The 10,615-nt window shown below is 74.1% G+C and carries 14 protein-coding genes and 1 pseudogene; 3 read left to right on the top strand and 12 right to left on the bottom strand.

Features of this window, described 5'->3' with window-relative positions; all coding sequences use genetic code 11:
• The 3 genes and pseudogenes from BN12_RS25115 to hisI all read right to left on the bottom strand — a co-directional run.
• Positions 1-207: pseudogene (locus BN12_RS25115) on the bottom strand (Trp biosynthesis-associated membrane protein); the annotation flags it as partial.
• Between the two features lie 7 nt (positions 208-214).
• Positions 215-1,759 (bottom strand): anthranilate synthase component I, encoded by a 1,545-nt coding sequence (locus tag BN12_RS10425; protein WP_048552263.1) that lies wholly within the window; start codon positions 1,757-1,759, stop codon positions 215-217.
• Positions 1,756-2,133 (bottom strand): phosphoribosyl-AMP cyclohydrolase, encoded by a 378-nt coding sequence (gene hisI / locus BN12_RS10430; RefSeq protein WP_048552265.1) that lies wholly within the window; start codon positions 2,131-2,133, stop codon positions 1,756-1,758. Before hisI ends, BN12_RS10425 begins: the two co-directional genes overlap by 4 nt.
• Positions 2,134-2,166: 33 nt before the next feature.
• On the opposite strand from hisI, the gene BN12_RS10435 reads away from it, so the two are divergent.
• Entirely contained in the window at positions 2,167-2,796 is a 630-nt protein-coding gene (locus BN12_RS10435) for a TIGR03085 family metal-binding protein (RefSeq protein WP_157635443.1), read from the top strand.
• Positions 2,797-2,807: 11 nt separating this feature from the next.
• Here the strand turns inward: BN12_RS10435 and hisF are convergent, their stop codons facing one another.
• A complete protein-coding gene (hisF, locus tag BN12_RS10440) occupies positions 2,808-3,563 on the bottom strand; it encodes an imidazole glycerol phosphate synthase subunit HisF (protein WP_048552267.1) in 756 nt (251 codons plus the stop codon).
• Between the two features lie 33 nt (positions 3,564-3,596).
• Here hisF and BN12_RS10445 point away from each other — a divergent pair, with 33 nt between their 5' ends.
• Entirely contained in the window at positions 3,597-4,178 is a 582-nt protein-coding gene (locus BN12_RS10445) for a nucleoside/nucleotide kinase family protein (RefSeq protein ID WP_048552269.1), read from the top strand.
• A gap of 7 nt (positions 4,179-4,185) precedes the next feature.
• Positions 4,186-5,331 (top strand): FUSC family protein, encoded by a 1,146-nt coding sequence (locus BN12_RS10450; RefSeq protein WP_048552271.1) that lies wholly within the window; start codon positions 4,186-4,188, stop codon positions 5,329-5,331.
• 9 nt (positions 5,332-5,340) lie between these two features.
• Here BN12_RS10450 and BN12_RS10455 read toward each other — a convergent pair whose 3' ends face one another.
• The 8 genes from BN12_RS10455 to BN12_RS10490 all read right to left on the bottom strand — a co-directional run.
• Positions 5,341-5,799 (bottom strand): PH domain-containing protein, encoded by a 459-nt coding sequence (locus tag BN12_RS10455; RefSeq protein ID WP_048552273.1) that lies wholly within the window; start codon positions 5,797-5,799, stop codon positions 5,341-5,343.
• A 21-nt stretch (positions 5,800-5,820) separates the two neighbouring features.
• A complete protein-coding gene (gene hisG, locus BN12_RS10460) occupies positions 5,821-6,666 on the bottom strand; it encodes an ATP phosphoribosyltransferase (protein ID WP_048552274.1) in 846 nt (281 codons plus the stop codon).
• 12 nt (positions 6,667-6,678) lie between these two features.
• Complete coding sequence (locus BN12_RS10465) at positions 6,679-6,942, bottom strand: phosphoribosyl-ATP diphosphatase (protein WP_048552276.1); 264 nt, start codon at positions 6,940-6,942, stop codon at positions 6,679-6,681.
• Positions 6,943-6,947: 5 nt separating this feature from the next.
• Positions 6,948-7,661 (bottom strand): nicotinamide riboside transporter PnuC, encoded by a 714-nt coding sequence (gene pnuC, locus BN12_RS10470; protein WP_048552277.1) that lies wholly within the window; start codon positions 7,659-7,661, stop codon positions 6,948-6,950.
• The gene (ribH, locus tag BN12_RS10475; RefSeq protein WP_048552279.1) at positions 7,661-8,164 is read right to left on the bottom strand and encodes a 6,7-dimethyl-8-ribityllumazine synthase; all 504 of its coding nucleotides are present in this window, start codon (positions 8,162-8,164) and stop codon (positions 7,661-7,663) included. The genes pnuC and ribH overlap by 1 nt, the downstream gene beginning before the upstream one ends.
• The gene (ribB, locus tag BN12_RS10480) at positions 8,161-9,405 is read right to left on the bottom strand and encodes a 3,4-dihydroxy-2-butanone-4-phosphate synthase (RefSeq protein ID WP_048552283.1); all 1,245 of its coding nucleotides are present in this window, start codon (positions 9,403-9,405) and stop codon (positions 8,161-8,163) included. Before ribB ends, ribH begins: the two co-directional genes overlap by 4 nt.
• The gene (locus BN12_RS10485) at positions 9,402-10,016 is read right to left on the bottom strand and encodes a riboflavin synthase (RefSeq protein WP_048552285.1); all 615 of its coding nucleotides are present in this window, start codon (positions 10,014-10,016) and stop codon (positions 9,402-9,404) included. Before BN12_RS10485 ends, ribB begins: the two co-directional genes overlap by 4 nt.
• Positions 10,016-10,615 (bottom strand): RibD family protein (locus BN12_RS10490; RefSeq protein WP_162233076.1); only part of this gene is annotated, 600 nt, incomplete at its 5' end. The genes BN12_RS10485 and BN12_RS10490, both read right to left, overlap by 1 nt.

A 10,615-nucleotide genomic window follows, 5' to 3' on the forward strand; every position in this document is an offset into this window, starting at 1 on the left:
GGCCGCCACCGCGGCGGCGAGCGCCACGAGCGCGAGCCCGACGAGTCCCGGGACCGACGCCGTCCCGGTCGCCGACACATGGCTCACGCCGAGGACCGCGTCGCGGGTCCGCCCCGTGACCCAGGCGCGGGAGCCGCTCGCGACGAGGACGAGCGTCCCCACCGCGACGAGGAGGAGGACCGGGACCGGCCGGGCGAGGCGGCTCATCGCCGCCTCACGGTGCGACCAGCCCCCGGGCCGCGGCGACGGCGCGCAGGACCGCCGCCGCCTTGTTGCAGCATTCCTCGTGCTCCAGGTGCGGCACGGAGTCGGCGACGATGCCCGCGCCCGCCTGCACGTGGGCGACGCAGTCCTTGACGACACCCGTGCGGATCGCGATGGCCATGTCCATGTTCCCGTGGAAGTCGAGGTAGCCGACGACCCCGCCGTAGACGCCCCGGCGGCTCGGCTCGTACTGCTCGATGAGAGTCATCGCCCGCGGCTTGGGCGCCCCGGAGAGGGTCCCCGCGGGGAAGGTCGCCACGAGGGCGTCGTATGCCGTGGCCTCCGGCCGCAGGTCCCCCACGACCGTCGACTCGAGGTGGATGACGTGGCTGTAGTGCCGCAGGCGCATGAACTCGACGACGTCGACGGTGCCCGGCCGGCAGACGCGCTGGAGGTCGTTGCGCCCGAGGTCGACGAGCATGACGTGCTCGGAGCGCTCCTTGGGGTCGGCGAGCAGCTCCTCGCCGAGCCGCACGTCGTCGTCGGGCGTCTTGCCCCGCGGCCGGGAGCCGGCGATCGGATGGGTGACCGCCTGGCGTCCCTCGACCCGCACGAGCGCCTCCGGCGAGGACCCGACGACGTCGAAGGTCGACCCGTCGGGGTGCGGGAGCCGCAGGAGGTACATGTACGGGCTCGGGTTCGCGGCGCGGAGCGCGCGGTAGACGTCGAGGGCGTCGACGGGGCAGTCGATGCTGAACCGCTGGGAGAGGACGACCTGGAAGACCTCGCCGGCCCGGATGTCCTCCTTCGCGGACTCGACGATGTCGAGGTACCGCTCCTGCGGCATGTTGCTCGTCACCTCCTCGAGCGCGGCGTCCCGCACGGCCGTGTCGATCGCGGCGACCGTCGACTCGGCCGGCCGGCGCAGCGCCTCGGTCATCGTGTCGAGCCGCCGCACCGCGTCCGACCACGCCTCGTCGACGCGGGCGTCCGTCGCGTCGTAGTTGACGGCGTTGGCGACGAGGAGGACCGAGCCGTCGCTGTGGTCGAGGACGGCGAGGTCGGTCGCGAGCATGAGCGACACGACGGGCAGGCCGAGGACATCCGGGGCCGTCGAGGGCACCTTCTCCCAGTGCCGGACGGCGTCGTAGGTGATGGCGCCGACGAGGCCGCCGGTGAGCGGCGGAAGTCCGGGGATCGGCTCGGTCGTCAGGGCGGCGAGGGTGTCGCGGACGGCGTCGAGCGGGTCTCCGCCGAGCGGCACGCCGACGGGCGGGTCGCCGAGCCAGACGGCCTCGCCGGCGCGCTCGGTGAGCGTCGCCCGGCTCGCGGCACCGACGATGGAGTAGCGCGACCACATGCCGCCGTGCTCGGCGGACTCGAGGAGGAACGTGCCGGGAGCGTCGGCGGCGAGCTTGCGATAGACCCCGACGGGGGTCTCGGCGTCCGCCATGAGCCGGCGGACGACGGGGATGACCCGACGGTCGCGAGCGAGCACCTGGAACTGCGGCAGGTCCGGCCAGGTCCGGCCGTACCCGAGGTCTGCTGCGTTCACCGGCTGCCGCCTCGGGCGCTGCCGGCGAGGACCTGCGCACCGAGGTCTCCTGCGTCGAAGCACGTCCGGTCGCCGGTGTGGCAGGCCGCTCCGACCTGCTCGACCCGGACGAGGAGCGTGTCCCCGTCGCAGTCGAGCGCCACCGACCGCACCCACTGGACGTGGCCCGACGTGTCGCCCTTGCGCCAGTACTCCTGCCGGCTGCGGGACCAGAAGGTCACCCGGCCGTCGGTGAGGGTGCGGCGCAGCGCCTCGTCGTCCATCCAGCCGAGCATGAGGACCTCACGCGTGTCGTGCTGCTGGACGATCGCGGCGACGAGCCCGTCGGGGTCGCGCTTGAGGCGCGCGGCGATGGCGGGGTCGAGGGACGGCATACCTCCATTGTGCCCGTGCGGGAGGATGGCCCCGTGACCAGACCATCCCGCGTCGAGCGGCACGCCCTGTGCGACACGGCCGTCGAGCTCGGCCCGACCGCGCCCACCCTCTGCGAGCCGTGGGACGTCGCGTCCCTCCTCGCCCACCTCCACCTCCGGGAGGCCCGCCCGGACCTCGCCGTCGGCGTCGTCGTCCCGCTCCTCGGGGACCGGACGGCGGCGGGTCAGGCGCAGATCGCCGCCTGGCCGTTCGAGACGCTCGTCGCGGCCGTGCGGTCCGGCCCGCCGGTGTGGTCCCCCGCGCGGTTCGGACCGGTCGACGAGGCGATGAACCTCGGCGAGATGTTCATCCACCACGAGGACATCCGGCGGGCGAACGGCATGGACCCCCGGCCGGCCTACGAGCAGGCGCTCGTCGACGGGCTCGCCACGATGCTCCGGCGGACGGCAGGCCTGACCTTCCACCGGTCGCCCGTCGGCGTCGCCCTCCGCTGGCCGGGGCACCGGGACGTCGTCGCGAAGAAGCCGACGGCCCGCGGCGCGGTGACGCTCGTCGCGCCGGTTCCCGAGCTGGTCCTCTATGCGAGCGGCCGGGAGCGGGTGGCCCGCGTGGAGATCGACGGGCCCGACGACGCCGTCGCCGCGTTCACGGCCTCCCGCTGAGGGAGCGCGGGTCAGCGGACGGGGTGACCGGCCGCCACGAGCGCCGCCTTGACCTCGGCGATCGACACGTCCCCGAAGTGGAAGATGCTCGCCGCGAGGACCGCGTCGGCACCCGCCTCGACCGCGGGCGGGAAGTCCTCGGCCGCCCCCGCACCACCGCTCGCGACGACGGGGATGGCGACGGCCCCGCGGACCGCCCGGATGAGCTCGAGGTCGAACCCCTGCCGGGTCCCGTCGGCGTCCATCGAGTTGAGCAGGATCTCCCCCGCGCCGAGCTCGGCCGCCCGGGCGCACCACGCGACGGCCTCGAGGCCCGCCGAACGCCGGCCGCCGTGGGTCGTCACCTCGAAGTGGCCGTCCTCGGCCCGCCGCACATCCGCCGAGAGGACGAGCACCTGGGCCCCGAACCGGTCGGCGATCTCGGCGATCACCTCGGGCCGGGCGATGGCGCCGGTGTTGATGCCGACCTTGTCCGCCCCGGCGCGCAGCAGCCGGTCGACGTCGTCGACGGTGCGCACTCCCCCGCCGACGGTGAGCGGGATGAAGACCTCCTCGGCCGTGCGGCTCACGACGTCGTACATCGTCTCCCGGCCGCCGCTGCTCGCCGTCACGTCGAGGAAGGTCAGCTCGTCGGCCCCCTGGCGCCCGTAGGCCGCGGCGAGCTCGACGGGGTCGCCGGCGTCGCGGAGGTTCTCGAAGTTGACGCCCTTGACGACCCGGCCGGCGTCGACGTCGAGACAGGGGATCACCCGGACGGCCACGCTCATGGGGCCGAACCTACCCGCGTACGGTGGTGCCCCGTGCAGCCCGACCAGCTGACGGAGGCCGTCGCCCGCGTCGCCGCGCTCGCCGGGGAGCGCGAGCCTCGGGCGGGCGGCCCGCTCGTCGTCGCCGTCGACGGCCGGAGTGGGACGGGCAAGACGACGTATGCCGAGGCCCTGGGGGCGTGTCTCGACGCGCCGGTGCTCCACCTCGACGACATCTACCCCGGCTGGGACGGGCTCGAGGCGGCCGTCCGGACCCTGGCCGGGGACGTCCTCGAGCCGCTCTCGCGGGGCGAGCGCGCGGCATACCGGGGGTGGGACTGGGTCCACGACCGGCCGGGCGCGCTCCGGCCCGTGCCGTCCACGGAGCGGCTCGTCGTCGAGGGCGTGGGTGCCGCGGCCCTGCCCGCCGGCGACCACGCGGACGTCGTCGTCTGGCTCGAGGCCGACGACGCGGTGCGCAAGGACCGCGCACTGCGCCGGGACGGGGAGGTCTTCGCCCGCGAGTGGGACCGGTGGGCGGCCGGTGAGGAGCGGCTCCTCGCCCGGGACCGGATCCGGGACCGCGCCGACGTCGTCCTCGACACGACGGGCTGGACCCGCGCGGACTTGGGATGATCGAGAGGTGAGCGGCCGGGTCGAGGACTGGCGCCGGTTCGGGGAGGATCTCGGGCCGCGCGCCTTCGACCGCTCGCGGACCTCGCTGCGGACGCGATGGGCCAGGCTCCGGACGCGGGCGCCGTTCATCCTCCAGATCGGCGTCGGCGCCGGCATCGCGTGGCTGTTCGCCAAGCACGTGCTCCACCACCCGCTGCCGTTCTTCGCGCCGATCACGGCCGCCGTGAGCCTCGGCATGTCCTACGGGCACCGGCTCCGACGGGTCTACGAGGTCGTCATCGGGGTCGCCGTCGGCGTCTTCCTCGGCGACACCGTCGTCCACTTCTTCGGCAGCGGCCTGTGGCAGCTGATGGCGGTCTGCATGGTGTCCATGGCCATCGCGACGTTCCTCGGGGCCGGGCTGCTCATGACGACCCAGGCCGGGGTCCAGTCGCTCGTCGTCGTCATCCTCGTCGCCGGACCCGCCTACGTCTTCTCCCGGTGGCTCGACGCCGTCGTCGGTGGCGCCGTCGCGATCATCATCACCCTCGTCCTCCCGACCGGTCCGGTGCGCCGACCCCGCGTGCAGGCGGCCCGAGCCGTCCAGGAGGTCGGCGACGTCCTGCGCCAGACCGCCATCGGGCTGCGCTCCCTCGACGGCGACCTCCTCGAGGCGACCCTCGAGCGCGCCCGCGACTCGGAGTCCGCGCTGTCCGGGCTGCGCGAGGCCGTGGACGAGGGGCTCGCCGTCGTCCGGCTCTCCCTCCTGCGCCGCCGTCACCTGCCCGGCGTGCAGCTGGTCACCGACCTCCTCGCGCCGCTGGACCGCTGCGTCCGCAACCTGCGCGTCCTCGTCCGGCGCGCGGCCGTCATCGTCCGGCGCGGCGACCGGGTGAGCGATGCCGACCTCGCACGCCTCGACGAGCTCGCGGCGGTCACCGACGACATGGCGCGGGTCCTCCACGAGCGCGGCGTCCCGACGGGGGTCCGGTCCGAGCTCGTGGCCATCGCCGAGCGGACCGGCCACGGACCGACGACGACGTCGCTCAACACGAACGTCGTCCGCGCCCAGATCCGCTCCATGGTCGCCGACCTGCTCATGCTGACCGGCCTCACGTATGCCGAGGCCTTCGACCTCGTCCCGCCGCCCGACGACGAGGTGGACGGGCCCTGAGGCTGCGGGTCAGCGGTCGCCCGCTTCCCCGAGAGCCGTGACGAGGGCGGCGAGGCGGGCGGCCTCCTTCCGGGCCCGTGGACCGTCGGCCCGCTGGATCGCCATGACGGCCAGCTCGTCGGTGTCGGCGAGGTCGAGGGAGACCCACGGGTCGGCCCCGGCGAACTCGACCGACACGATCTCGCTCCACTCGAGGGTGCGCGAGGTCAGCAGGTTGCGGACGACGAGGGACTCGCGGGTCGGCACGGCGCGGATCATCGCGAAACGCAGGAGGAACCACGCGATCGCGAGCCCGAAGGCGATGACGAGGGCGCGGTCGAACGGCTTCCACTCGGCGCCCGGCGCGACGATCGCGACGAGGGTGAAGGCGGCCAGGACGAGGACGGCGAAGGTGATCGCGACGATGCGGCCGCGCCTGGGGCGGAAGACGGCGAAGGCGAGATGCGGATCGGAGGGAGACTGGGTCACGACGTCACGACCGGCAGACCGTCACAGCCGACAGGCCGCGATGTCCGTCACGAGGATGGCCCGCGCGCCGAGGTCCCACAGCTCGTCCATGATCGCGTTGGTCCGCGCGCGCGGCACCATGGCCCGGACGGCGCACCACGTGCCGTTGGCGAGCGGGGCGACCGTCGGCGACTCGAGCCCCGGCGTGAGCCGGCACGCGTCCTCGACGAGGTCGGCCGGCACGTCGTAGTCGAGCATGACGTAGTGCCGTGCCGTGATGACGCCGGTGAGCCGGCGTCGCAGGACCGCGAACCCGGCCACGTCGGCGCTGTCCTCGCGCCGCACGAGGACCGCCTCGCTGCGCAGGATCGGGTCCCCGAAGATCTCCAGCCCCTGCTGCCGCAGCGTCGTCCCCGTCTCGACGACGTCGGCGATGGCGTCGGCGACACCGAGGCTGATCGAGGTCTCCACCGCCCCGTCGAGCCGGACGACCCGAGCGGACACCCCGAGGTCGGCGAGGTGCTTCTCGACGAGCCCAGGGTAGGACGTCGCGACCCGCAGCCCCTCGAGCTGGCGGACGGTGGTGATCGTCCCGGCGCGCGCGGCATACCGGAACGTCGAGGCGCCGAAGCCGAGCGTCATGACCTCGACGGCCGGCGACCCGGAGTCGAGGAGCAGGTCGCGCCCGGTGATCCCGGCGTCGACCGTCCCCGACCCGACGTAGACCGCGATGTCGCGCGGACGGAGGTAGAACAGCTCGACGTCGCCGTCGGGATCGGTGACGACGAGCTCCTTCGGGTCGCGCCGGACGCGGTAGCCCGCCTCCCGGAGCATCTCGGCGGCGGGCTCGGAGAGGGAGCCCTTGTTGGGGACGGCGATGCGCAGCATGGAGTCGTTCCGTCAGAGGTGGGTGTAGATGTCGGCGGGGGTGAGGTCGCAGGCGACCATGAGGACCTGGAGGTGGTAGAGGAGCTGGCTGATCTCCTCGGCCGTCCGCTCGCGGCCCTCGTGCTCGGCCGCCATCCACACCTCCGCCGCCTCCTCGACGATCTTCTTGCCGATCGCGTGGACGCCGGCGTCGAGGGCGGCGACGGTGCCCGAGCCGGCCGGGCGGGTCGCCGCCCGGTCGACGAGCTCCGCGTAGAGGGCGTCGAAGGTCTTCACGGGCGTCAAGCGTATGCGGACGCGTCCTCCGGCTCGATCTCGGGCGCCTCCGACCGGCTCGCCCGGAGCCAGACGACGAAGCCGTAGATGACGAAGCCGGCGTAGAACAGGTAGAGGACGGCCGTCGGCAGGTACCCCGAGTGGAGCAGCAGCGGCACCCCGACGAGGTCGACGCCGATCCAGATGAGCCAGAACTCGTTCCAGCCGCGCGCCATGGCATACGTCGCGAGCATGGAGCCCATGAAGATCCACGCGTCGCACCAGTAGTACCAGCGGGGCGCGGGCCAGCCGGCGCCGATCGTCGCGAAGAGCCACTGGACGAGGGCGACGCCGATCACCATGACGACGGCGAGGACGACCCGCTCGCGCGCGCGGGCCCACCGCGGCACGATGACCGGGGCGGACGCGTCGCGGTCGTTGAGGCGTTGGACCTGACGCCAGCGCCACCAGCCGTAGACGCTCGTGATGATGAAGAAGATCTGCCGGCCGGACTGCCCGAACAGCGGCGCCCGGTGGTCGGCGCTGTCGAACGTCACGGTGATGTAGACGAAGAAGAGGAGGACGTTGCCGACGATGCCGACCGGCCACGTCCACATCTTCCGGTACATGCCGAGGATCGCGGACGCGAGGCCGAAGAAGACACCGACGAGCTCGAGCCAGCTCAGCTGGTAGTCGCCGATCGTGATGCTGGATTCGTAGAGCCAGCGGAAGAGGTCCATCAGTGCTGCTCGTCCTTGCTGTCGGGGTGAGGGGTGTCATGGTGGGTGGAGAGCGCGACGACCGTCGCGACGGCGGCGGTGGCCGCCTCGTGCCCCTTGTCCTCCGCGGAGTGCGGGAGGCCGGCTCTGTCGAGAGCCTGCTCCTCCGTGTCGCACGTGAGGACGCCGAAGCCGACGGGCGTGCCGCTCCGGACGGCGACCTCGGTGAGGCCGACGGTCGCCGCCTGGCACACGTACTCGAAATGCGGTGTCCCACCGCGGATCACGACGCCGAGGGCGACGACGGCGTCATGATCCGGGGCGAGGCGGGCAGCGGCGACGGGCAGCTCGAAGGTGCCGGGCACGCGCACCGTCGTCACGTCCGTCACACCGGCGTCGGCCAGGCCGCGCGCGGCTCCGGCGAGCAGCCCGTCCATGACCGTGTCGTGCCAGGAGGAGGCGACGACGGCCACCTTCAGGCCCGCCCCGTCGACCGCAAGGGTCGGGGCTCCGTGTCCGCTCATGCGATGTGCTCCCGCGTCGGCGTGGTCCTGCTCACGGGGGTCTCGACGCGCCCGATGAGGTGGCCCATCCGGTCGCGCTTGGTCGCGAGGTACCGCGCGTTGGCGGCCGTCGGCGCCGTCCGCAGCGGCAGGACGTCGCGCACGTCGATCCCGCCCGCGGCGAGGCCGGCGGCCTTGGCCGGGTTATTCGTGAGGAGCCGGACCGAGGTCGCGCCGAGGTCGTGGAGGACGGCCGCCGCCGCACCGTACTCCCGGGCGTCGACGGGCAGGCCGAGCTCGACCTGGGCGTCGACGGTGTCCGCGCCGCGGTCCTGCGCGGCATACGCGCGAAGCTTGTCGAGGAGCCCCACGCCCCGCCCTTCGTGCCCGCGGAGGTAGACGACGCAGCCGGGCTCCCGGCCGAGGTGGCCGAGCGCCGCCTCGAGCTGGGGCCCGCAGTCGCACCGGAGTGACCCGAGGGCGTCGCCGGTGAGGCACTCCGAGTGGACCCGCACGAGCGGCGTGCTCCCGAGCCCGTGGGGGCTGACGAGGGCCAGGTGCTCGGCACCGGTGAGCCGGTCGCGGTACCCCTCGAGCCCGAAGACCCCGTAGGCGGTGGGCAGCCGGGTGCTCACGACGTGCTCCACGCGGTCGTGGCGCTCGCGATGGGCGATGAGCTCGGCGATCGTGAGGACCGGCAGGTCGTGGGCGTCGGCGAGGGCGAGGACGTCCGGTCGGCGCATCATCGACCCGTCGTCGCGGACGAGCTCCCCGATGACGCCGACGGGTGGCAGTCCGGCGAGCCGGCACAGGTCGACGGCCGCCTCGGTGTGGCCCTTGCGTTCGAGGACCCCACCGGGCCTGGCCCGCAGGGGGAGCACGTGACCCGGTCGGACGAGATCCGCCGCCGAGGCGCCTGGGTCGGCGAGGAGCCGGCACGTCGTCGTCCGGTCGGCGGCGCTGATCCCCGTCGTCACCCCGTGCCGGGCGTCGACCGTGACGGTGTATGCCGTCCGCAGCGGGTCCTCGGGCGTCGTCACCATGAGCGGCAGGTCGAGCCGGTCCGCGAGCTCGTCGGTCATCGGGGCGCACAGGTAGCCCGAGGTGTGGCGGACCGTCCAGGCCGTCCACTCCGTCGTGAGGGTCGCGGCGGCGAGGATGACGTCGCCCTCGTTCTCCCGGTCCTCGTCGTCGGTCACGAGGACGGGGCGCCCGGCCCGGAGCGCGGCGAGGGCTGCGGGGAGGCCGTCGGCGTGGCTCATCGGGGGGCTCCCGTCGACTCGGGCCGGGCCGCGAGCAGCCGCTCGACGTACTTCGCGAGGACGTCGACCTCGAGGTTGACCTGTTCGCCGACCTGCCGGGACCCGAGCGTCGTCAGCGCGAGGGTCGTGGGGATGAGGGAGACGGTGAACTCCTCGGCGTCGACGGAGGCGACGGTCAGGCTCGTGCCGTCGACGGTGATCGAGCCCTTCTCCACGACGTAGGGGCCCAGCTCCTCGGGGAGGGTGAAGCGGACCACCTCCCAGCGGTCGCCGGGGACCCGCTCGAGGACCGTGGCCGTGCCGTCGACGTGGCCCTGGACGACGTGACCGCCGAACCGGCCGTCGGCGCGCATCGCCCGCTCGAGGTTCACCGGGTCGCCCGGGGCGAGCACCCCGAGCGTCGTGCGGCGCAGCGTCTCGGCCATGACGTCGACGGTGAAGGCGTCGCCTGCTACCGCGACGACGGTGAGGCACGTGCCGTTGACGGCGATCGACGCGCCGGGCACGGCGTCGGCGGTGACGGTCGGTCCCCTCAGGGTGAGCCGGCCCGAGTCGGCGCCGTGCTCCACGGCGACCACTCGACCGAGCTCCTCGACGATCCCGGTGAACATCAGGGGTGCTCCTCTCGCAGCGGGGGTGTGACGGGGCGGGCGGTGACGCGGACGTCCGGCCCGAGCGCGGTGACGTCGACGGGCTCCAGCCGGAGGGCCGCGTCGATCGAGGCGATGCCGAGGTCGGCGACGGCCGACCGCCCGGCACCGAGGAGGACGGGCGCGACGTAGGCGACGACCTCGTCGACGAGGCCGGCGCGCAGGAACGCGGCGGTCAGCGTCGGGCCGCCCTCGAGGAGGACGCGATGCACGCCGTCGGCGCAGAGCCGGTCGAGGACGGCCCGGGGGTCGTGGGTCCGCAGGTGGAGGGTCGGTGCCGCGTCGTCGAGGACCCGGGCGCCGAGGGGCGGCAGCCGCCGGCCGACGACGACCCGGGCCGGCTGTCGTCCGGCGAGGGTGCCGTCCACGCTCCGCACGGTGAGGTGCGGGTCGTCCGTGAGGACGGTTCCGGTGCCGACGACGACGGCCCCGCTGCGGGCCCGCAGGCGGTGGGCGTCGGCGCGGGCTCGCGGGCCGGTGATCCAGCGGCTCGACCCGTCCGCGGCGGCGACCCGGCCGTCCAGGCTGGGGGGGGGTTTTGGGGGGGCGCGGGGGGGGGG

The sequence above is a fragment of the Nostocoides japonicum T1-X7 genome, assembly GCF_001046855.1.
Taxonomy (GTDB): domain Bacteria; phylum Actinomycetota; class Actinomycetes; order Actinomycetales; family Dermatophilaceae; genus Nostocoides; species Nostocoides japonicum.